At 64.4% G+C, this 22,392-nt stretch carries 13 protein-coding genes; 5 read left to right on the top strand and 8 right to left on the bottom strand.

Translation table 11 applies throughout. From position 1 onward, the window contains the following. The first annotated feature begins 12 nt into the window (after nt 1-12). The gene (locus tag BRADO_RS27060) at nt 13-1,824 is read left to right on the top strand and encodes a glycoside hydrolase family 15 protein (RefSeq protein ID WP_012029381.1); all 1,812 of its coding nucleotides are present in this window, start codon (nt 13-15) and stop codon (nt 1,822-1,824) included. Between the two features lie 9 nt (nt 1,825-1,833). Here BRADO_RS27060 and BRADO_RS27055 read toward each other — a convergent pair whose 3' ends face one another. Genes BRADO_RS27055 through BRADO_RS27035 form a run of 5 tightly spaced genes read right to left on the bottom strand, consistent with a single transcriptional unit; the run spans nt 1,834 to nt 9,352 of the window. After that, nucleotides 1,834-2,646 (bottom strand): Cof-type HAD-IIB family hydrolase, encoded by an 813-nt coding sequence (locus BRADO_RS27055; protein ID WP_012029380.1) that lies wholly within the window; start codon nt 2,644-2,646, stop codon nt 1,834-1,836. A gap of 18 nt (nt 2,647-2,664) precedes the next feature. Next, nucleotides 2,665-3,912: a 6-phosphogluconolactonase gene (gene pgl / locus BRADO_RS27050; protein ID WP_012029379.1), complete on the bottom strand. Its 1,248-nt coding sequence runs from the start codon at nt 3,910-3,912 to the stop codon at nt 2,665-2,667. Nucleotides 3,913-3,922: 10 nt separating this feature from the next. Then, the gene (gene zwf / locus BRADO_RS27045; protein WP_012029378.1) at nt 3,923-5,446 is read right to left on the bottom strand and encodes a glucose-6-phosphate dehydrogenase; all 1,524 of its coding nucleotides are present in this window, start codon (nt 5,444-5,446) and stop codon (nt 3,923-3,925) included. Next, nucleotides 5,443-6,492, bottom strand: coding sequence for a phosphogluconate dehydrogenase (NAD(+)-dependent, decarboxylating) (gnd, locus tag BRADO_RS27040; RefSeq protein WP_012029377.1), 1,050 nt, complete (start codon nt 6,490-6,492; stop codon nt 5,443-5,445). The genes zwf and gnd overlap by 4 nt, the downstream gene beginning before the upstream one ends. A 13-nt stretch (nt 6,493-6,505) precedes the next feature. Further along, entirely contained in the window at nt 6,506-9,352 is a 2,847-nt protein-coding gene (locus tag BRADO_RS27035; protein ID WP_012029376.1) for a bifunctional transaldolase/phosoglucose isomerase, read from the bottom strand. Between the two features lie 1,118 nt (nt 9,353-10,470). On the opposite strand from BRADO_RS27035, the gene BRADO_RS27030 reads away from it, so the two are divergent. The 4 genes from BRADO_RS27030 (at nt 10,471) to BRADO_RS27015 (ending at nt 17,184) form a co-directional block, all read left to right on the top strand. Further along, on the top strand, nt 10,471-12,414 hold the full coding sequence (locus tag BRADO_RS27030) for a PrkA family serine protein kinase (protein WP_012029375.1): 1,944 nt from the start codon (nt 10,471-10,473) through the stop codon (nt 12,412-12,414). A gap of 221 nt (nt 12,415-12,635) precedes the next feature. Beyond that, a complete protein-coding gene (locus tag BRADO_RS27025) occupies nt 12,636-13,913 on the top strand; it encodes a YeaH/YhbH family protein (RefSeq protein WP_012029374.1) in 1,278 nt (425 codons plus the stop codon). Continuing rightward, nucleotides 13,910-15,448 carry a SpoVR family protein gene (locus BRADO_RS27020; protein WP_012029373.1) on the top strand — a complete coding sequence of 513 codons (1,539 nt, stop codon included), beginning with the start codon at nt 13,910-13,912 and terminating at the stop codon, nt 15,446-15,448. The genes BRADO_RS27025 and BRADO_RS27020 overlap by 4 nt, the downstream gene beginning before the upstream one ends. A 470-nt stretch (nt 15,449-15,918) precedes the next feature. Continuing rightward, the gene (locus BRADO_RS27015) at nt 15,919-17,184 is read left to right on the top strand and encodes a TMEM143 family protein (protein WP_012029372.1); all 1,266 of its coding nucleotides are present in this window, start codon (nt 15,919-15,921) and stop codon (nt 17,182-17,184) included. A gap of 159 nt (nt 17,185-17,343) precedes the next feature. On the opposite strand, the gene BRADO_RS27010 is transcribed toward BRADO_RS27015, so the two are convergent. The 3 genes from BRADO_RS27010 to BRADO_RS27000 form a co-directional block, all read right to left on the bottom strand. Next, nucleotides 17,344-18,399 (bottom strand): 2-oxoacid:ferredoxin oxidoreductase subunit beta, encoded by a 1,056-nt coding sequence (locus tag BRADO_RS27010; protein WP_012029371.1) that lies wholly within the window; start codon nt 18,397-18,399, stop codon nt 17,344-17,346. A gap of 130 nt (nt 18,400-18,529) precedes the next feature. After that, a complete protein-coding gene (locus BRADO_RS27005; RefSeq protein WP_012029370.1) occupies nt 18,530-20,380 on the bottom strand; it encodes a 2-oxoacid:acceptor oxidoreductase subunit alpha in 1,851 nt (616 codons plus the stop codon). Further along, nucleotides 20,350-22,149, bottom strand: a complete 1,800-nt coding sequence (locus BRADO_RS27000) for an FAD-dependent oxidoreductase (protein ID WP_012029369.1) — start codon at nt 22,147-22,149, stop codon at nt 20,350-20,352. Before BRADO_RS27000 ends, BRADO_RS27005 begins: the two co-directional genes overlap by 31 nt. Nucleotides 22,150-22,392 lie beyond the last annotated feature (243 nt).

Here is a 22,392-nt window from a genome sequence, read left to right as displayed (position 1 = left end):
ACGGGATGTGGAATGTCCTGCAGGATCGAAGACTACGCGCTGATTGGTGATTGCGAGACGGCGGCGCTGGTGAGCCGCAACGGGTCGATCGACTGGCTGTGCTGGCCGGCGTTCGATTCCGACGCCTGTTTCGCGGCGCTGCTCGGTGATCACAGCCACGGCCGCTGGCTGATCGCACCGCGCGACGAGGTGACCATCACCTCGCGCCGCTATCGTGGCGACAGCCTCATTCTCGAGACGCGCTTCGAAACCGCGGAGGGCACAGTCGAGCTGATCGACTTCATGCCGCCCCGCGGCAGAGCCTCCGACGTCGTCCGGCTGGTGCGCGGCGTGTCCGGGAGGGTCGCCATGCGCATGGACATGATCATCCGCTTCGGCTTCGGTGTCGAGATCCCCTGGGTCCGGCGCTCCGAGGACCGCTCCGCGCTGCTCGCCGTGTGCGGGCCGGACATGGCGGTGCTGCACACGCCGGTCGAGACCCACGGCGAGGATATGACGACGGTCGCCGAATTCGAGGTCGCCGCCGGCGAGACCGTGCCGTTCGTGCTGACCTATGGCGCATCGCATCTGCCACCTCCCAAGCCGATCGACTACGGGCAGGCGCTTCGCGATACCGAGGCGTTCTGGTCGGACTGGTCGCGCCGCTGCACTTATCAAGGCGACCATCGCGATCTCGTCATGCGCTCGCTCGTCACGCTGAAGGCGCTGACCTACGGCCCGACCGGCGGCATCGTCGCCGCGCCGACGACGTCGCTGCCGGAGAAGCTCGGCGGCTGGCGCAATTGGGACTATCGGTTCTGCTGGCTGCGCGACGCGACCTTCACGCTGCTGGCCCTGATGAACTCCGGCTACACCGAGGAAGCGCTGGCTTGGCACAATTGGCTGTTGCGCGCGGCTGCCGGCGCGCCGGCCCACATGCAGATCATGTACGGCATCATGGGCCAGCGCCGCCTGACCGAATGGGAAGCGGAATGGCTGCCGGGCTACGAGGGCTCGCAGCCGGTCCGCATCGGCAACGCGGCGCATGCGCAGCTGCAGCTCGACGTCTTTGGCGAGCTGATCGATGCGTTCCACCAGGCGCGCATGACCAGGCTGAAACTGAATGACGGCACCTGGGCCCTCGAACGTGCGGTGGTCGATCATCTCACCGATGTCTGGGACAAGCCGGACCACGGCATCTGGGAGCGCCGCGGCGACGGCCGACACTATGTGTTCTCCAAGGTGATGACCTGGGTCGCGTTCGACCGCGCCATCAAGAGCGCCGAGCGCTTTGGCCTGGAGGCGCCGCTCGAGCGCTGGCGGCGGCTGCGCGAGACGATCCATTGCGACATCTGCGAGAAGGGGTACGACGCGGAGATCGGCAGCTTCGTCGAGTCCTATGGCTCCAAGCTGCTCGATGCGAGCCTTCTGTTGCTGCCGGCGGTCGGCTTCCTGCCCAGCTCCGATCCGCGTATTCGCGGCACCATCGCAGCGATCGAGCAGCACCTGATGCGCGACGGTTTTGTGCTCAGGCACGATCCGCGCGAGGTCTCGTCGCAGGAGCAGCAGCCGATCGAGGGCGCCTTCCTGGCCTGTACCCTGTGGCTGGCTGATGCGCATGTGCTGTCGGGCGACGTCGCGAAGGCCGAGACGCTGTTCCAGCGCGTGGTCAAGATCGCGAACGATGTCGGATTGCTGTCCGAGGAATACGACATCGATGCGCGACGGCAGACCGGCAACTTTCCGCAGGCGCTGACGCATATCGCCTTGGTCAACACGGCGCAGAATCTCAGCGGCGCCAAAAGGACGTGCGACAAGCCCGCCAAGCAGCGCTCGGATGCGTGACTCCGAGCGCTAGCCCTGCGCGTTCTCGGCGAGGATCATCTCCATGGCGTTGGCAAAGCCCTCGTCCTGGTTGGAGGTCGTAACGCGCCTCGCCTTGCTTTTCACGTCGTCGCTGGCATTGCCCATCGCGATCGACAGGCCGCTCACCTCGAACATGGCGACGTCATTGTGCATGTCGCCGATGGTCGCCACCTGGTCCAGGGCAATTCCGAGCCGCCGCGCCATCGCGGTGACGAAGGTGCCCTTGTTGCGGCCGGGCGGGGTGATGTCGAGATAGTAGCTCTGCGAGCGGACCGCGGTGGCCTCGCTGCCCAGCAGTTCGCGCATCTCGGCTTCGCAGCGGGCGAGCAGATCGAAGTCGCGGCTGGCGCCGACGATCTTGCAGGCGCTCGACAGATAGGGCGCGAAATCGCCGATGATGGTGGGGTCGGCGCGGATGGCGCGCTGCTCGTTCGGCACATAGTCGCCGTCCGGATTGCGCGTCAGCCAGGCGTCGGCGGTGAACAGCCAGATGTCGATGCCGCGCTGATGCAGCAGGTCAACCGAGCGCTCGGCGGCGTCCGCCGGAATCAGGCTCTGCTCGAGCGGCCGCATTTCGGGACTGACGATCGAGCTGCCATTGAAGGGACCGACCGGCAGATCGATCTGCAACGGCGCGATCAGGAAACCCATGCCGATCGCCGGGCGGCTCGAGGTGATGGTGAAGGCGATCCCGGCCTCGCGCAGCTCGCGCGCGGCCTTGGCCGCGCGCTCGGTGAGGACCTTGTCCTTGGTCAGCAGCGTGCCGTCGACATCGGACACGACGAGAGCGATGCGGGTCATGAGCCCTTCCATTCGTGGTCAGGCACGGTCCCGACCGATTGCAAGCTGTTGCAGGACGTCGTCGACGATATGCTCGACCGGCGCGTTGACCGAGACCTTGATAGGATGCTCGTCGGCGCCGGGTGGTTCCAAGGTCGCGAACTGGCTGTCGAGCAGCCCGGGCGGCATGAAATGGCCCTTGCGGTGGCCCATGCGGTCGCCGATCAGCTCGCGGTCGCCTTCGAGATAGATGAGGCGGACGTCATGGGGATCACCGGCCAGGATTTTGCGGTATGCCTTCTTGAGCGCCGAGCAGGCGATGATGATGCGCTCGCCCTTGGCGCGGCAGCGCGCGATCTCGTCCGCGATCGCCCGCAGCCAGGGCCAGCGATCCTCGTCGGTCAGCGGCTGGCCCGCGCTCATCTTGGCGACGTTGGCGGGCGGATGAAAGTTGTCGCCGTCCTCGAACCGCCAGCCGAGGCGCCGGCCCAGCGCCTGGCCGACCGTGCTCTTTCCCGAGCTCGACACGCCCATGACGATCAGCGCGTGGGGGAGCGTCGCCGATGGCCCCGGCCACGCCGAATCATCGATGAGAAATGTCGTCCTCTCATTCGACCGCGCGCGATTGGCCGGCAGGTCTTCGCCGGCCAGAACGCGCGTCAGGATCGGCCGCTTGTCCGCCCCGCCCACCTCGAACAACATGGTGCGACAGGAGGCGAGCACAGGCAGCGTCAGGCTGACCCGCGGCACGAACGGCGCGACATGCGCCTTGTCGACGCCGACCACCCAGCGATCCCTGACGTCGACCGCCGGAAAGCCTGGAAACAGCGAGGCGACGTGGCCATCCGGCCCGATGCCGAGCAGCACGAGATCGAACAGCGGCCGCGCCGGATCGAGCACGTTCGCGCCGTAGAATGCCATCAGCTCGCGCGCATAGGCCGCCGCGCTGCTCTCGGGACTGCTCGTCTCCGTCGGGATCGGATGGATATTGGACGCGGGCGCGCAGGCGTCGAGGAAGGCGCGGCGCGCCATGGTCATGTTGTGCAGCGGATCGCCGGGCGGAACAAAACGCTCATCGCCGATGAACCAGTGCACGCGCGGCCAGGGAATGCGGTCGCGATAGGCGTCCGTCGCCAAGAGCTCATAGAGCTGCTTCGGACTGGAGCCGCCGGTGAGGCAGATGGCGACACGGCCGGGATTGGCGGCGATGCGTACGAGCAGGACATCGGCGGCGGCCTGCGCCATCGCCGCCTTGTCGGCGACGCGCACCAGCTCGGGAGAGGGCATGCCCATCGCCTCAGGCCAGCTTGCGCCAGCTGCGGCCGTCGCGCGCGAGCAGGTCGGCAGCAGCCTTGGGCCCCTCGCTGCCCGCCTCGTAGCTGTGCAGGCCGTCGCGGCCGGCCTTCTTCCAGGCCTCGATGAACGGCTCAACCGCCTTCCAGCCGGCCTCGACGCTGTCGGCGCGCTGGAACAGGATGTTGTCGCCGATCATGCAGTCATAGATCAGCGTCTCGTAGCCGGTGGCCGGCTCGGCCTGGAAATAGTCCTTGTAGTTGAACTTCATCTGCACGCCGTCGGTGCGGATGGTCGGCCCGGGGATCTTGGTATTGAACTGCAGGGTGATGCTCTGGGTGGGCTCGATGCCGATAACGAGATAGTTCTCGGCCAGCGTATCGATCGGCGTGCAGCTGAACATCGCGAACGGCGCCTGCCGGAACTTGATCGCGACCTCGGTGCGCTTGGCGCCGAGCGCCTTGCCGGTGCGCAGATAGAACGGCACGCCGGCCCAGCGCCAATTGTCGATAGTCAGTTTGAGCGCGGCATAGGTCTCGGTCGCGCTGTCGGGATTCACATCCTTCGTCTCGCGATAGCCCGTCACCTCGGTGTCGCCGACGATGCCGGCCTTGTACTGACCGCGCACGGAGTTCAGCAGCGCTTCCTTTTCCGTGAGCGGCTGGATGGCCGAGAGCACCTCCGCCTTCTCGGAGCGAACGGTATGCGCGTCGAAACGCGCCGGTGGCTCCATCGCCACCAGCGAGAGCAGCTGGAACAGATGGTTCGGCACCATGTCGCGCAGCGCGCCGGTGGCGTCATAGAAGCTGCCGCGCGTGCCGACGCCGAGCTTCTCCTCAACGGTGATCTGCACGTGGTCAATGTGATGACGATTCCAGATCGGCTCGAACATGCCGTTGGCGAAGCGCAGCACCAGGATGTTCTGCACTGTCTCCTTGCCGAGATAATGATCGATCCGGTAAATCTGATGCTCGGTGACGAGCTCCAGCAATTGATCGTTGAGCTTCTTGGCCGAGGCGAGATCGGTGCCGAACGGCTTCTCGACCACCAGTCGGCGCCACGCCTTGCCGTCCTCCTTCAATAGCCCGACGCGGCCGAGCTGCTGGGCGATCGGCGCGAAGGCGGCGGGTGGGGTCGCGAGGTAGAACAGCCGGTTGCCGTGTGTCTCTCTTGCCGTCTCGAGCTTTTCGAGCCGCTCCTTCAGCTCGTCGAAACTGTCCGGCTCCTTCGGATCGGCCTCGATCGCCGTCACACATTGCAGAAGGCGCTGCGCGATCTCGTCCTCGACCGGCCGGGTCGCGTATTTCCGCAATCCCTCCATCAGATTGACGCGCAATTGATCGCTCGACATGCCCTTACGCGCGATGCCGACGATGCAGAATCGATCCGGCAGCAGATTGCCGGCGGCGAGATTGTACAGCGACGGCAGCACCAGGCGATGCGTGAGGTCGCCGGTCACGCCGAAGATGACGAAGGCGCAAGCGTCGGGTTTCTGATGCGGCGGCTGGTGCGGATGCAGCGGGGTCACGCGCGGTCCGCCTTATGATCGTCCTTGGGCTTGACCATCTCGGGCGCACTCTGGCGCGCCGGATCGGGATGCTGCTCGGGCTCCTTGTGGCCGCCGAATCCCTCGCGCATGGCCGACAGGATCTTCTCCGCGAAGGTGTGCTCCTGTCGCGAGCGGAAGCGCGCGAACAGCGCGGCTGTCAGAACCTCGGCCGGCACGGCCTCGTCGATCGCGGCATTGACGGTCCAGCGTCCTTCGCCGGAATCCTCGACATAACCTGAATATTTCTCCAGGCCCGGCTGGCGCGCCAGCGCGCTCGCGGTGAGATCGAGCAGCCAGGACGGGATGACGCTGCCGCGTCGCCAGACTTCGGCGATATCCGCGAGATCGAAGTCGAAGCGATGCGCCTCGGGAAGCGCGTCGCTGTTGGCATGCCGCAAAATGTCGAAGCCCTCCGCATAGGCCTGCATCAAGCCATATTCGATGCCGTTGTGGATCATCTTGACGAAATGGCCGGCGCCGGTCGGGCCGGCATGGATGTAGCCCTGCTCGACGCGCGGGTCGCGGCCGTCACGGCCGGGCGTGCGCGGAATGTCGCCGATGCCCGGCGCCAGCGTCGAAAAGATCGGGTCGAGCCGGTCGACGACTTCCTTGTCGCCGCCGATCATCATGCAATAGCCGCGGTCGAGGCCCCAGACGCCGCCGGACGTGCCGACGTCGACATAATGCAGGCCGCGCTCGCGCAGCGCCTGGCCGCGGCGGACGTCGTCCTGCCAGAAGCTGTTGCCGCCATCGATGATGACATCATCGCTGGACATCAGCTTGGTGAGCTGCTCGACGGTCGCTTCGGTGATCTTGCCGGCCGGCAGCATGATCCAGGCATGCCGAGGCGTCGCGAGCTTGCCGACGAACTCTTCGAGGCTCGCTGCGCCGGTCGCTCCCTCGGAAACCAGCGCGGCAACCGCTTTCGCATCACGATCATAGACCACGCACGAATGCCCCGCGCGCATCAGGCGGCGCACGATGTTGCCGCCCATCCGCCCGAGACCGATCATTCCCAACTGCATCGAGGAGACCTTCCTAGCTCAGCGCTTCGGTGATGGCACTGTCGAGCATCTTCAGGCCCGACTTCAGATTGCCTTTGAGATGCACGCGCAAGGCGCGGCGGCCGCGCTCGGTGAGCACGTCGAAATCGCCGCGCGCCTGCGCCGCCTTGATGACGCCGAAGCTCGCCTTCTGGCCGGGGATCGGCAGGTCCTGCGAATCGTCGGCGGTGATCTGCAGGAACACGCCGCTGTCGGGGCCGCCCTTATAGGCTTGCCCGGTCGAATGCAGAAAGCGCGGGCCGAACTCGGCGCAGGTTGCGAGATGCTTGGTGTCGCGCAGCCTCAGACGCATGCGCTGCAAGGCGTCGGTGTTGGCGTCGTTGTGCTCGATATAACCGAGCAGGGCGATGTAGTCGCCGTCGCCGGCGCGGCCGAGATGCGCCTTCAGCCAGGAGGCGAGGGTACCGTCGGCGCCGTGCTCGCGCAGGCTCTCGGCATTGTGGCTGTCGGTGTAGAGCTCGCATCCTTTCACGGAGACGACCGGCTCCTCTGCGGGAAGCGCGCCGGTCTCTTCGAACGCGGCCGTGAGCTCGCGGGTCTTGATCTTCGCCGACTCCACGTCGGGCTGATCGAACGGATTGATGCCGAGAACTGCGCCGGCGACCGCTGTCGCCATCTCGAAGCGGAAGAACTCCTGTCCGAGCTGATCGATCGAGGCCAAGACGATGCGGACCACAGGATGACCGGCCTCTTCGAGCGCGGCCACCTTCTCGTCGTGGCCGGCGACGTCGTCGCCGTCCATTTTGATGTCGATGAAGAATCGATCGTGGCCGTAGACGTCAGGCGACGCGGCAGGCTCACCGTCGATCGGGATCAGGCCCTTGCCTTCCTTGCCGGTGGATTCGGCGATCAGCTGCTCGGCCCAGGCGCCGAAATCGGCGATCTTCGGCGAGGCGAAGATCGTTACCTTGTCGCGGCCGTCCAGACCGGCGAGTCCCATCGCGAGGCCGAGCTGTACGCCGGAGTTCTGCAGCGGCGGCACGTCGGGGCCGCAAGAACGCACCATCGACAAGGCGTTGGTGATCAGCCTGCGCACGTCGATCCCGGCGGTCGCGGCCGGCACCAGCCCGAACGGCGATAGCACGGAATAACGCCCGCCGATGGTCGGCTCGCCATGGAAGATGCGCGCAAAGCCTTGCGCCTTGGCCGCCTTCTCCAGCGACGAGCCGGGATCGGTGACGGCGATGAAGCGGTGGCCGGCCTTCTTCGGCCCGATCGCCTCGCTGATGCGCGCGAAGAAATAATCCTTCATCGCATTGGGCTCGGTGGTGCCGCCCGACTTCGATGACACGATGAACACGGTGCTGGAGAGATTGATCTTCTTCTCCATCGCGCGCACCTGCGCCGGATCGGTCGAGTCGAGCACGTGCAGTCGGGGGAAGCCGGCCTTGCGCGGGAAGGTCTTCGCGAGCACCTCCGGGCCGAGGCTGGAGCCGCCCATGCCGAGCACGACGGCGTCGGAGAATTTTTGTCCCTTCACGCGCTGCGCGTAGTCTTCATAGTCGGCGAGATCGGCCTTTTCGGCGCTGGTCAGCCAGCCCAGCCATTTCTGCTCGTCCTTGCCGGTCCAGACCGAGGCATCCTTGTGCCAGAGACGGCGGATCTTGGCGGCCTTGCGCCACTCCTCGGTGGCAGCGGCGACCTTCTTCTCCAGATCAGCAGCCACCGCGATCGACTGCTGCCCGAGCGCTTCGCCGAGCACGACGGCGCGCTTGTGCGCCACCGCGCCATAGAGCTTGTCGGCGGCATCGGCGAACTGCTTGACGCCGTCGATCACGAGATCGGCGGTGATGTCGTCGAGCGAGATGCCGGTCTTGGCGAGATCCTCGAGCGCGGCTTTGGCTGCCTCGACGTCCTCCTCCAGGCTGTCGCGCACCTTGCCGTGGTCGCGGAAGGCGTCCAGCGTCGCCGGCGGGACGGTGTTGACGGTGTTCGGGCCGATCAGCTCCTCGACATAGAGGACGTCGCTGTAATCCTTGTTCTTGGTGCCGGTGGACGCCCACAGCAGCCGCTGCGGTTTGGCGCCCTTTGCGGCCAGCTTCTCCCAGCGCTCGCCGGCGAACAGGTGCTTATAATCCTGATACGCCATCTTGGCGTTGGCGATCGCGATCTTGCCCTTCAGCGCCGTCAGCCGTTCCTTCTCAGAGGGGTCATTGGCCTGGGCGATCTTCTCGTCCAGTTGCTTGTCGACGACGCTGTCGATGCGGCTGACGAAGAACGAGGCGACGCTCGCCACATGTGACGGGTCGCCGCCATCGGCGACATAGGCTTCAAGACCGGCGAGATAGGCTTCCGCGACTTGACGGTAGACCTCTTGCGAGAACAGCAGGGTGATGTTGACGCTGATGCCCTTGGAGATCAAATGCTCGATCGCGGGCAGGCAGGCATCGGTCGCCGGCACCTTGATCATCAGGTTTTTGCGGTCGACCGCCTTCCAGAGTTGCTCGGCCTCGGCGATCGTGCCTTTGGCATCCATCGCCAGATAGGGCGAGACTTCCAGGCTGACGAAGCCGTCATTGCCGTCGAATTGGTCGTAGACCGGACGCAGCACGTCGGCGGCGTTCTGGATGTCCTCGACCGCAACCGTCTCGAACAGCTGCGTCGGCGAGCGATCGCCGCTCTTCAGCGCCTTGGCAATCGGCGCATCATATTCGTCCGAGCTGCCGATCGCCTTCTCGAAGATGGCTGGATTGGAGGTCACGCCCTTGACGCCATCCTCGTCGATCAGCCGCTTCAGGTCGCCCTTGGCGACGAAGCCGCGCGCGAGGAAGTCGAGCCAGACCGCCTGGCCATGTCGTTCGAGTGTCTTGACGGGGTTCATTGCTGCCTATCTATGTGCTCTGGCTTGCTTTTTTGGGTTCCAGGCAGAACCGGCCCGGCCCTGGGCGAACTATGCGCCAGCCATCTGGATAACGCCATTCATATTGGATTGATCCTGGAGGAATCCCAACAGCTTCGTGACAGTTTTCAGGGACGCTGGCGTGTCTGCGAGGCGGTGACGGATGGCCGGGCGTAGGACGCCGAGTTCAGCACCCCGCGTGGGAGGCGGTCACCCGAGCGCGGAGCGAGCGCCATGCGCAAGCGAATGATGATGTGATCCAAGGCGCCGAGGTCGACGTCGAGAGTCGCGGGCCCTATCGCATCGTCAGCATAGCGCCCTCGTCTCAAGCAAAGCTTGGAAGGTCTTCGCGGTCTTTGATGACGTCGCCACCTTGCAAAGCGCCAACCGCGTCACATGTCTTCCTTGAGATGCTTTTGCTCGTGCCGAACAAGAAACGACGTGCCGGGGTTGACGATCATCGTCGTACGACTCTCGATCGACCGACAAGGCGTCCGGCGAGCGGCTTAATCGTTGCTCTTGAGATTCGACGCAGCCGGATCAGTGATCATGAGCTACGCCCGGCGAGAGCTCTCGCTGCGCGGGCCGCGTCATACGTCCTCGTCGGACAATACGTGAAAATTCACGACGCAGCTCGGAGATTGCTGCGCGAATCCTGGCGCTGGCGTGTGATGCGCGCGTGTCACGCCGCTGCGCGAATGAAACGTTTCAGCCGTTCGATGATGCGGAGAAGATATCCGTTCATATCCGGTTCACCCGCATCTCCGACACTTCTTCGCGTGCGTCGCGGCTTCCAGTTCACGTGGCTTCACAACACCTTGTGCGGCGCGGAGGATTACGGTGCCGGGGTATTGCGGATGTTGCGAAGCAGAGACAATAGGGTACAAATAGAAGGGATTGGCGCGGTTTTGCCGAACTATTGAGCGAAGTGCATGTTGATAGGGCATATGCTGCATGCACTTTGCGTTGCGGAAAAGGACGAAGACGGTGCCCAATGGGGGCTAGCGCGCTTCACTCTGAGTCGGTTCGAGATCAGTAGGAACGTACTTGGATCTCGGCCCGTTGCAGCAAGTGCGGCGGAACCTACGTGGAGAGGGATCATGTACAACGATTCGTTGTTCAACGCGTTCGCGAGGTCGTTCGAGGCCCGAAGCCAGACCGACATGTCGATGCAGGAATATCTTGAATCGTGTCGAACCGACCCGATGCGATACGCGAACGCCGCTGAGCGACTACTAGCTGCGATCGGTGAGCCTCAGATGATCGACACGGCCAAGGACCCACGCCTTGGCCGTATTTTTTTGAACCGGACGGTTCGGCTGTATCCCGCCTTCGCCGGCTTCTACGGCATGGAAGACACGATCGAGCGCATCGTCGGCTTCTTCCGCCACGCCGCGCAGGGCTTGGAAGAGCGCAAGCAGATCCTCTATCTCCTCGGCCCGGTTGGCGGCGGCAAGTCGTCGCTCTCCGAACGGCTGAAGCAGCTGATGGAAGTGCATCCGATCTACGTGCTGAAGGCCGGCGATGAATTGAGCCCGGTGTTCGAATCTCCGCTCAGCCTGTTCGATCCCGATACGCTGGGCCCGATGCTGGAGGAGAAGTACGGCATTCCGCGCCGCCGCCTCACGGGCCTGATGAGCCCGTGGTGCTACAAGCGGCTCGAGGCCTTCGGTGGCGACATCTCGCAATTCCGGGTCGCCAAGATCCAGCCGTCGCGGCTGCGCCAGATCGGCATCGCCAAGACCGAGCCGGGAGACGAGAACAACCAGGACATCTCCTCGCTGGTCGGCAAGGTCGACATCCGCAAGCTGGAGACGTTCGCGCAGAACGATCCGGACGCCTACAGCTATTCGGGCGGTCTCAACCGCGCCAACCAGGGCATCCTCGAATTCGTCGAGATGTTCAAGGCGCCGATCAAGATGCTGCACCCGCTGCTCACCGCGACGCAGGAAGGCAACTATATCGGCACCGAGAACATCGGCGCGATCCCCTACAACGGCGTGATCCTCGCCCACTCCAACGAGGCCGAGTGGCAGAGCTTCAAGACCAACAAGAACAACGAGGCCTTCATCGACCGTATCTGCGTCATCAAGGTGCCGTACTGCCTGCGGACCACCGAGGAGCGCAAGATCTATGAGAAGCTGATCCAGGGCTCCGAGCTCGCCACCGCGCCCTGCGCGCCGGCGACCTTGGACACCTTGGCCCGCTTCTCGGTGATGTCGCGGCTGCGCAAGCACGAGAACTCGACGCTCTATGCAAAGATGCGGGTCTATGACGGCGAGAGCCTGAAGGAATCCGATCCGAAGGCGCGCAGCGTGCAGGAATATCGCGACGCCGCCGGCGTCGACGAGGGCATGGACGGCATCTCCACACGCTTCGCCTTCAAGGTGCTGGCCGCGACCTACAATCACGACACGTCGGAAGTTTCGGCCGACGCAGTCCACCTGATGTATGTGCTGGAGCAGTCGATCAAGCGCGAGCAGCTGCCGGAGGAAATCGAGAAGCGCTATCTTGAGTTCATCAAGGCGGATCTGGCGCCACGCTACGCCGAATTCATCGGACACGAGATCCAGAAGGCTTATCTCGAATCCTACTCCGATTACGGCCAGAACCTGTTCGACCGCTATGTCGACTATGCCGACGCCTGGATCGAGGATCAGGACTTCAAGGATCCTGATACGGGACAGCTGCTCAACCGCGAGCTCCTGAACCAGGAGCTGACCAAGATCGAGAAGCCGGCCGGAATTGCCAACCCGAAGGACTTCCGCAACGAGGTTGTCAAGTTCTCGCTGCGCTCCCGGGCCCAGAACGGCGGAAAAAATCCGTCCTGGACCTCCTACGAAAAGATCCGCGAAGTCATCGAAAAGAGGATATTCTCGCAGGTCGAAGACCTTCTGCCGGTCATCTCCTTCGGCACCAAGAAGGATGGCGATACCGAGAAGAAGCACGCCGACTTCGTCCAGCGCATGGTCGAGCGCGGCTATACCGAGCGGCAGGTCCGCCGGCTGGTCGAGTGGTACATGCGGGTGAAGCAGGCGGGTTGATCATGGTCCGGCGCCGGTGTTCACTGCGCGTGTGACAGGCCGACGGATTGGCGTCGGCGCCAGGCTATGATGAAGGTGAATGGTTCGACGCCAAGGGTCACCGGTGCGTCGAACAGGAGCTGATGCGGGTGCCGTGTCGGATCTGACGCTGCACCGCGGCATCGCGGCGGGGGAGAGCAGGAGTCGAAGCCGCTGCAGCAGGAGGCGTATGGAACGTGGTCATGCACATCATTGATCGGCGCTTGAATCCGGGCGGCAAAAGTCTCGAAAATCGTCAGCGATTTTTGCGACGCGCCAAGGCTCTCGTTCAAGGGGCGGTCAAGAAGACCTCGCAGGACCGCGACATCAAGGACGTGCTGGAGGGCGGCGAGGTCTCGATCCCGCTCGACGGCATGGACGAGCCGCGCTTCCGGCGCGAGGGCGGCACCCGCGATATGGTGCTGCCGGGCAACAAGAAGTTCATCGAGGGCGACATCCTGCCGCGCTCGGGCGACGGCAGCGGCCGCAAATCCGGCCCCGGCCAGGGCGACAGCGAGGACGCCTTCCGCTTCGTGCTGAGCAAGGAGGAGTTCGTCAATCTCTTCCTCGACGACCTCGAACTGCCGGATCTCGCCAAGCGCAAATTCGCCGAGGCCGAGAGCGAGGGCCTGGTGCGCGCGGGCTATTCCACCTCGGGCTCACCGGCCAACATCTCGATCAGCCGCACCGTCACCCGCGCCATGGCGCGCCGCGTCGCGCTGCGCCGGCCGCGGCCGGAGGCGATTGCCGAGCTCGAGGACAAAATCGAGCAGGAGACCGACGAGGAGAAGAAGGCCGCGCTGGTGGCCGAGCTCGAAGGCTTGAAGGCCAAGGCCAAGCGCATCCCCTTCATCGATCCCATCGACATCCGCTATCGCCGTTTCGAGGCGGTGCCGAAGCCGATCGCGCAGGCGGTGATGTTCTGCCTGATGGACGTCTCCGGCTCGATGTCCGAGCACATGAAGGACCTCGCCAAGCGCTTCTACATGCTGCTCTACGTCTTTCTCACGCGGCGCTACCGCCACGTCGAGATCGTGTTCATCCGTCACACCGACCGCGCCGAGGAGGTCGACGAGCAGACCTTCTTCTACGGCCCGGCGTCCGGCGGCACCTTGGTCTCCAGCGCGCTCCAGTGCATGCACGACATCGTCCGCTCGCGCTTCCGCCCATCCGATTGGAACATCTACGCGGCGCAGGCCTCCGACGGTGACAACGCAACCTCCGATTCCGAGAATGTCGCGCGGCTCCTGACCGACAACATCCTGCCGGTGTCGCAGTTCTTCGCCTATCTCGAAGTCGGCGAATCCGGCACCTATTCGTTCGAGATGCCGGACTCGGCGCTGTGGTCACTGTATGAGCGGCTGCGTGCCAACGGCCAGCCGCTGTCGATGCGCAAGGTGCGCGACCGCAGCGAGATCTTCCCGGTGTTCCATGACCTGTTTCAGCGTCGCGGCACCACGCAGGAGAGGGCGGCCTCATGAGCGGATTGCTGTTCGAAGGCGCCGACTGGAATTTCCTCACCCTGCAGCGCATCCACGATGCCTGCGAGACCGTGGCGCAGAAGGAGCTCGGGCTCGATACCTATCCGAACCAGATCGAGGTCATCACCGCCGAGCAGATGCTCGACGCCTATTCCTCGGTCGGCATGCCCCTGTTCTACAAGCACTGGTCGTTCGGCAAGCACTTCGCCTATCACGAGGCATCGTACCGCAAGGGCCTGATGGGTCTCGCCTATGAGATCGTGATCAACTCCTCGCCCTGCATCTCCTATCTGATGGAAGAGAACACGGCGACGATGCAGACCTTGGTCATCGCGCATGCTGCGTTCGGCCACAACCATTTCTTCAAGAACAACTATTTGTTCAAGCAGTGGACCGATGCCGACGGCATCCTCGATTATCTCGATTTCGCCCGCGGCTATATCGCGCAATGCGAGGAGCGGTTCGGCCGCATGGCGGTCGAGCACACGCTCGACGCCGCGCATGCGCTGATGTCGCACGGAGTCGACCGCTATCCCGGCAAGAAGAAGCTCGACTTCCGCGAGGAGGAGAAGCGCGCCGGCAAGCGCAGGCTCTACGAGGAGGAGCAGTTCAACGATCTCTGGCGCACCGTGCCGACCGGACCCGCCAAGACCAGCGCGGTGCTGAACGTGGAGCGCCGGCGTGCGCTGCTCGGCCTGCCGCAGGAGAACCTGCTCTACTTCCTGGAAAAGAGTGCGCCGCGGCTGGCGCCGTGGCAGCGCGAGCTGCTGCGCATCGTCCGCCACATCGCGCAGTATTTCTATCCGCAGGGCCAGACCAAGGTCATGAACGAGGGCACGGCAACCTACGTGCACTACCGCATCATGAAGCGGCTGCATGAGGAGGGCCGTCTCACCGACGGCAACTTTCTGGAGTTCCTGCAGTCGCACACCAACGTGGTGTTCCAGCCGGAGTTCGACGATCCGCGCTTCTCCGGCTTCAATCCTTACGCGCTCGGCTTCGCGATCATGCAGGACATCGAGCGCATCGTGAAGGATCCGACCGAGGAGGACCGCGAGTGGTTCCCGGACATCGCCGGCACCGGCGACGAGATGGCGGTGCTGCGCGACGTCTGGGCCAATTATCGCGACGAGAGCTTCATCAGCCAGTTCCTCAGCCCGAACCTGATCCGCCACTTCCGGCTGTTCCACCTGCATGATGATCCGGCCGAGCGCGCCGGCATCCTGGTCGACGCCATCCATGACGAGCGCGGCTATCGCCGCATCCGCCGCGAGCTGTCGAAGCAGTACGATGTCGGGTACATCGACCCGAACATCGAGGTGGTCGACGTCGACCTCGCCGGCGACCGCCGCCTGATGCTGCGGCATACGGTGGTGAAGGGCGCGCAGCTGAATGAGACCGATACGAAGCGCGTGCTGCAGCACCTCGCCGATCTCTGGAGCTACGACGTCCAGCTCACCGAGGTCGACGCCGCCACCGACAAGGTGCTGAAGGAGTACGTGCTCAATCCCCGGATACAACCGGCGGCCGCGTAGCGCGGCCGCCAGGGGGTAGACAGGTTTGAGTTTTGGACAGTCGAACCTTCGATTATGTGAGCCGGGCTGTCAGCACGTGGACGGTGCGCTCCCCTCCCCCTTGCGGGGAGGGGTTGGGGGTGGGGGTCCCCGGGCGCTGAACTCACGTGGGGCAAAATCAAGTGGATGCTGCCGCTATCCAGCTTCTCACGTTCCATCGCCTCATATCCAGCGGAGTTCGTGGACTCCCACCCCCGACCCCTCCCCGCAAGGGGGAGGGGAGCCCACGGGCCCTGTGGCAGCATCCAGCGTTACATCGAAGAGAAACATCCTGTGCGATCGCCTCGCATGTCTTGAGACGAGCCGGGCTTCTCCCCAGCAAGTGGCGCAAGTCTGACCGGGCCGCTATGGTGCGTGCGGCCGGCTTGAACGCCGGCCGGTGAGAACGTCGATCGAAGTGGGCGTAAGGCGTGGTTGGGACAAAGGAGACGGTGGCGACGAGCCGGCGGGACCGGTTCATTCCGATCCGCAAGTCCGACGTTCTCGACGCGGTGATCTCGCATGGCGGCCTGGATGAAGCCCAGTCGGCCGATCTGCGCCGCCTCGCCCAGATGCTCGGCGCCATCCTGCATCATGAATATTTCGACGAGCTCGATCGCCTGCGCGACGCCTATTTCGACTTCGATCCCGAAGTCCCCGCCGGTCGCCACCACTCGCCCGCCGAGCTTGACGTCGCCTATGGCAGCCTCACCGACGAGTTCGCCCGCGTGCTCGGCGAGGCCAATTTCATCGAGATCACCCATGACGAGATCGAGCGCGCCTTTGCCGAGCATGCGCTGGTCAGGGTCAAGCTAAAGGCGCCGATCTCTGATTATCGCTCCGTTCGCATGTTCCGACGGGGCGTGCATCAGGAGACGATCGAGGTCCCCCAGCTCTATGGCCTGCGGCGGCGCCAGCAGGACATCGAGGTCTATGACGACATCATTCTGATGGTCGCGACCAAGCCCGACGAGCCTACCAAGAAGAAACGCAAGACCGCCGCCTGGCGGGGGCGCAACAAGATCCGCGGCGGCGCCGTCCTGTTCAAATATTTCCGTCACATCGCGCGCTTCGACCTCGAAGCGCTGCTGCCGAACGTCCGCGTCGTGATGGGCCTGCGCGAGCAGCTGACCTTGGGCGTGCCGGCGCTGGTCGGCGGCGTGCCGATCCTGCTCAAGCTGGCTTCGACCTTGACCGTGCTGTTCATCGTCGCCGGCTTCTATCTCGGCCTCAGCGGCACGGTGCATGACAACGACACCGAGCAGGCGCTGGCGGCGCTGTCCGGCCTGTTCGCACTCGGCGCCTTCATCCTCAGGCAATGGGGCAATTTCCACCGCCAGTCGCTGATCCACCAGAAGCAGGTCACCGACAACATCTACTTCCGCAACGTCAACAACAATTCCGGCATCTTCAACTACCTGATCGGCGAGGCCGAGGACCAGGACTGGAAGGAGGCGGTGCTGGCCTATGGCGGGTTGCTGCTGGCGTCGGTGCCGCTCAGCCGGGCGTCGCTCGGCAGCCATGTCGAGGAATTGCTGCAGCAGATGTTCGGGCTGGGGCGGGCCTTCAATATCGATGAGGCGCTGATCAGGCTGCGGGAGTTCGGGCTGGTGAGCGGTGACGATGATGCGCTGTCTACGCTGCCGCTGCGGGAGGCGCTCGCGCAGCTCGAACGGGTCTGGGCGGGTGCGCTGCGGGCGCAGTCTGGCTCATCATGAGAGATCGTAGCCCGGATGAGCGGACGCCTGCGCCCGAAGGGCGGGGGCGGGCGCGACATCCGGGGTCTCACGCGCTGTTGCGGTGAACCCGGATATCGCTATCGCCGACGCCGAAGCGGCGTCGGCTGGCGCTCATCCGGGCTACGAGAGCCGGATGCGTCAACGCAGGCTCGCGTTGATCTTGTCGAGCACGCTCTGTCCCGGGCACAGATCCGCCGCTTCCAGCCGGTTCAACGGCCGCTCCACCGTGTTGAGATGGCTGTGCAGGTCGTCCGCCTCGGGATCGACGTACAGCAGCCCCGTCACGATCTGCCCTTGCGCGGCGTGCTTCTGCAGGAAGGTCATTGCGCCCAGCCGGTCGTGCGGATCGTAGTCGGCGTCGAGCTTGCGAAGCGCCAGCCGCGAGCCGTCGTGCTGCTCGACGATCTGCACCGTGCCGGGATCCTGGTCGATCTCGATCGGATCGCGGCCGGTCAGCACGTCCAGCCGGTTGACGGCGTCATTGTGCTCGCGGACATAGTCAAAACTCTTGGTCGAGCCGGCGTGATTGTTGAAGGCGATGCACGGGCTGATGACGTCGATGAACGCCGCGCCCTTGTGCCGGATCGCACCCTCGATGATCGGCACCAGCTGCTTCTTGTCGCCGGAGAACGAACGCGCCACATAGGTCGCCCCGAGCTGCAATGCGATGCCGACGAGGTCGATCGGGTTGTCGGTGTTGGTGACGCCCTTCTTCGACTTCGAGCCGCGGTCGGCGGTGGCCGAGAACTGGCCCTTGGTCAGGCCGTAGACGCCGTTGTTCTCGACGATATAGGTCATGTTGACGCCGCGGCGGATCGCATGGGCGAACTGGCCGAAGCCGATCGAGGCGGAATCGCCGTCGCCGGAGACGCCGAGATAGATCAACTCGCGATTGGCGAGGTTGGCACCGGTCAGCACCGAGGGCATGCGGCCGTGCACGGTGTTGAAGCCGTGCGAATTGCCGAGGAAATAGTCCGGCGTCTTCGACGAGCAGCCGATGCCGGAGATCTTGGCCACCCGGTGCGGCTCGATCGACAGCTCGAAGCAGGCCTCTATGATCGACGCCGTGATCGAATCGTGGCCGCAACCGGCGCACAAGGTCGAGATCTTGCCCTCGTAGTCGCGATGGCTGTAGCCCAGCGCGTTCTTCCTGATGCCGGGATGCTGGAATTTCGGCTTTGCGATGTAGGTCATGAGAGCACCCTGTCACCCAGCGCCGTCATGGCCGGGCTTGTCCCGGCCATCCACGTGGGAGCACCGAGGAGAAAAGACGTGGATGCCCGGGTCAAGCCCGGGCATGACGAAGGAGAGAGTGGGGCCGACATTAAGACACCGCCTTGCGCAGCGGGGTGACCCGGATCTGGTCCTGATGCGTGCCGATGGAGTCCGCGATGAATCGCGCGGTGATCGGCGTGCCGTCATAATGCAGGATCGGCACCAGCCGGACCGGGTCGATGCCGTTCTCGTTGACGATCAGCTGGCGCAGCTGGCCGTCGCGGTTCTGCTCGACGACATAGACGAAGTCGTGCTCGGCGATGAAGCTCGCCACGCTGGAATGGAACGGGAAGGCACGGACGCGCATCCGGTCAAGCTGGTGGCCGCGCGCTTCCAGCAGGCCGATCGCCTCGTCCATCGCCGGCGCCGTCGAGCCGAAATAGATCACGCCATATTTGGTCGGCTTGGCGGCGTTGGCCTGCAGCGGCCGCGGCACCATGTCCTGCGCGGTCTGGAACTTGCGCAGCAGGCGCTGGACGTTGTCGGCGTAGACGGCGCCTTCCTCCGAGTAGCGCGCATAGCGGTCGCGCGAGGTGCCGCGGGTGAAGTAGGAGCCCTTGGTCGGGTGCGTGCCGGGATAGGTGCGGAACGGGATGCCGTCGCCGTCAACGTCGAGGTAGCGGCCGAAGTCGCGGCCTTCGTCGAGCATCTCGGCGGTCATCACCTTGCCGCGGTCATACTGTCGTGAATCGTCCCATTTCAGCGGCCGGCACAGCCGCTGGTTCATGCCGATGTCGAGATCGAGCATCAGGAAGACCGTGGTCTGCAGCCGTTCGGCGAGATCGAACGATGCCGCTGCGAATTCGAAAGCTTCCGCCGGGTCCTCGGGGAACAGCATCACGTGCTTGGTGTCGCCATGCGAGGCATAGCCGCAGGCGATCAGGTCGCACTGCTGGGTGCGAGTCGGCATGCCGGTCGAGGGACCGGCGCGCTGCACGTTCATGATCACGGCCGGGATCTCGGCGAAGTAGGACAGGCCGATGAACTCGGTCATCAGCGACACGCCGGGCCCCGACGTCGTGGTGAAGGCGCGAGCGCCGTTCCAGGACGCGCCGACCACCATGCCGATCGAGGCGAGCTCGTCCTCGGCCTGCACGATCGCGTATCTGGCCTGCCCGGTGTCAGGATCATGCCGCAGCTTCTTGCAGTGATTGGCGAACGCCTCCGCCAGCGACGAAGATGGCGTAATCGGATACCACGCGCAGACGGTGGCGCCGCCATAAACGGCGCCGAGCGCGGCGGCATTGTTGCCTTCGAGGAAGATGCGGTCGCCGACCTTGTCGGCCTTCCTGATGCGCAGGCCGATCGGGCATTTCAAATTCTGCAGCGCCCAGTCGCGGCCGAGATGTAGCGCGTGGACGTTGGAGGAGAGCAGCTTCTCCTTGCCCCTGTACTGCTCGCCGATCAGCTGCTCGATCAGCTTCGGGTCCATGTCGAGCAGCGCCGAGAGTGCGCCGAGATAGATGATGTTCTTGAACAGCTGGCGCTGCCGCGGATCGGAATAGGTCGAGTTGGTGATCGCGGTCAGCGGCACGCCGATGACCGTGATGTCGTCGCGGAATTTGGTCGACGGCATCGGCTTGGTCGAATCGTACAACAGATAGCCGCCCGGCACGATGCCGGCGACGTCCTTGTCCCAGGTCTGCGGGTTCATCGCCACCATCAGATCGGTGCCGCCGCCGCGGGCGCCGAGATGGCCCGCCTCGGTGACGCGCACCTCGTACCAGGTCGGCAGGCCCTGGATGTTCGAGGGGAAGATGTTGCGGGGGCTCACCGGCACGCCGTGGCGGAGCACGGCGCGCGCGAACAGCTCGTTGGCGCTGGCCGAGCCGGAGCCGTTGACGTTGGCGAAGCGGACGACGAAGTCGTTTACGCTGCTGAGCGGCGCTTGCTGGGACATGCGGTACCTGCGTGAGTCGTCTCGATGAAGTATTTCTGCATGTCCCACGCACCTGTGGGGCAGCGTTCGGCGCACAGGCCGCAATGGAGGCAGACGTCCTCGTCCTTCACCATCACGCGCCCGGTCTTGAGGTCCGAGGACACGTAGAGGCTCTGGTCGGGATGAACTGACGGCGCCTTGAGCCGCGACCTGAGATCGGCCTCCTCGCCATTCTCGGTGAAGGTGATGCAGTCCATCGGGCAGATGTCGGCGCAGGCGTCGCATTCGATGCACAGCGTGTTGGAGAACACCGTCTGCACGTCGCAGTTCAGGCAACGATGCGCCTCACCGAGCGCCAGCTTGACGTCATAGCCGAGCTCGACCTCGGTGCGGATGTCCTTCAGCGCCACCACCTTGTCGCGATGCGGCACCTTGAAGCGCTTCTCCGGCGAGATGTCGTTGTCATAGCTCCATTCGTGGATGCCCATCTTCTGCGAGGAGACATGCACCTCCGGCAGCGGCCGCTCGGTGACGTCCTCGCCGGATAGCAGCCGATGGATCGACAGTGCCGCTTCGTGGCCCTGCGCAACCGCCCAGATGATGTTCTTCGGGCCGAACGCGGCGTCGCCGCCGAAGAACACTTTTGGGTTGGTCGAGACGAAGGTTTTCGGATCGACCACGGGCATGTGCCATTTGTCGAAGGTGATGCCGCAATCGGCTTCGATCCAGGGGAAGGCATTCTCCTGGCCGACCGCGACCAGCACGTCGTCGCAGTCATAGGTCACGTCGGGCTCGCCTGACGGCACCAGCGAGCGGCGGCCCTTGTCGTCATACTCGGCCTTCACCTTCTGGAAGGTGACGCCTGTGAGCGTGCCATTGTCGTGTTTGAAGGCGACCGGCACGAGATAGTTGAGGATCGGGATATCTTCATGCAGCGCGTCCTCTTTCTCCCAAGGAGACGCCTTCATCTCCTCGAAGCCGGAGCGGACGATGACCTTCACGTCCTCGCCGCCGAGCCGGCGCGCGGTACGGCAGCAATCCATTGCGGTGTTGCCGCCGCCGAGCACGATCACGCGCTTGCCGATCTTGTCGGTGTGACCGAAGGAGACGCTGGAGAGCCAATCGATGCCGAGATGGATATTTCCTGCGGCTTCCTTGCGGCCGGGAATGTTCAGCTCGCGGCCGCGCGGAGCGCCGGAGCCGATGAACACGGCGTCGTAATTGTCGGACAGCAGCGCCTTGAGGCTGTCGATGCGATGGCCGGCCTTGTAGTCGACGCCGAGGCTGAGCACGTAGCCCGTCTCTTCGTCGATCACGCTGTCGGGCAGGCGAAATTTGGGAATCTGCGAGCGCATCATGCCGCCCGGCTTGGGATCGGCGTCGAACACCGTACAATGATAACCGAGCGGCGCGAGGTCGCGCGCGACAGTCAGCGACGCCGGACCGCCGCCGACCAGCGCGATGCGGCAACCGTTCTTCGCGACCGGCCGCGGCATGCGCTGCTGCACGTCGTCCTTGAAGTCGGCGGCGACGCGCTTCAGCCGGCAGATCGCCACCGGGCTCTCCTCGACGCGTCCGCGTCGGCAGGCGGGCTCGCACGGGCGATCGCAGGTGCGTCCGAGGATGCCGGGAAACACGTTCGACTTCCAATTGATCATGTAGGCGTCGCTGTAGCGACCCTCGGCGATCAGTCGGATGTATTCGGGGACCGGCGTGTGTGCGGGACAAGCCCATTGGCAATCGACCACTTTGTGGAAGTAGTCGGGGGCCGAGATATCAGTCGCTCTCATTCCTACCCTGTCCGCGCGGCGAACCAGTTTCGCGCGGCCTTCCTGACGTGAGGACGACTGATATTCAGGATCAGCAGAGGATCGGTTGAGGTCCGGAGCAGGCCCTGTTCGTCGCCCTTCTGTTTTTTGAATGGCTCAATTGAATAGTCATATCAGACTAGAGCCATTCCAAGGCGCACACAAAGGCAAATTTGCAGGGCTGGTGGTCATGCACAGTGGTGCGTTGCCGCATTGCAGGCGCGA

Origin of the sequence: Bradyrhizobium sp. ORS 278 (assembly GCF_000026145.1) — a bacterium.
Taxonomy (GTDB): domain Bacteria; phylum Pseudomonadota; class Alphaproteobacteria; order Rhizobiales; family Xanthobacteraceae; genus Bradyrhizobium.
Note: the sequence above shows the minus strand (reverse complement) of the source record. Positions and strands in the feature narration are given on the sequence as shown.

Excerpts from the sequence above, each read along its gene's own strand:
- BRADO_RS27060 (WP_012029381.1), top strand. The coding sequence starts at position 13 with ATGTCCTGCAGGATCGAAGACTACGCGCTGATTGGTGATTGCGAGACG.
- BRADO_RS27055 (WP_012029380.1), bottom strand. The coding sequence starts at position 2,646 with ATGACCCGCATCGCTCTCGTCGTGTCCGATGTCGACGGCACGCTGCTG.
- pgl (WP_012029379.1), bottom strand. The coding sequence starts at position 3,912 with ATGCCCTCTCCCGAGCTGGTGCGCGTCGCCGACAAGGCGGCGATGGCG.
- gnd (WP_012029377.1), bottom strand. The coding sequence starts at position 6,492 with ATGCAGTTGGGAATGATCGGTCTCGGGCGGATGGGCGGCAACATCGTG.
- BRADO_RS27035 (WP_012029376.1), bottom strand. The coding sequence starts at position 9,352 with ATGAACCCCGTCAAGACACTCGAACGACATGGCCAGGCGGTCTGGCTC.
- BRADO_RS27030 (WP_012029375.1), top strand. The coding sequence starts at position 10,471 with ATGTACAACGATTCGTTGTTCAACGCGTTCGCGAGGTCGTTCGAGGCC.
- BRADO_RS27025 (WP_012029374.1), top strand. The coding sequence starts at position 12,636 with ATGCACATCATTGATCGGCGCTTGAATCCGGGCGGCAAAAGTCTCGAA.
- BRADO_RS27020 (WP_012029373.1), top strand. The coding sequence starts at position 13,910 with ATGAGCGGATTGCTGTTCGAAGGCGCCGACTGGAATTTCCTCACCCTG.
- BRADO_RS27010 (WP_012029371.1), bottom strand. The coding sequence starts at position 18,399 with ATGACCTACATCGCAAAGCCGAAATTCCAGCATCCCGGCATCAGGAAG.
- BRADO_RS27005 (WP_012029370.1), bottom strand. The coding sequence starts at position 20,380 with ATGTCCCAGCAAGCGCCGCTCAGCAGCGTAAACGACTTCGTCGTCCGC.
- BRADO_RS27000 (WP_012029369.1), bottom strand. The coding sequence starts at position 22,149 with ATGAGAGCGACTGATATCTCGGCCCCCGACTACTTCCACAAAGTGGTC.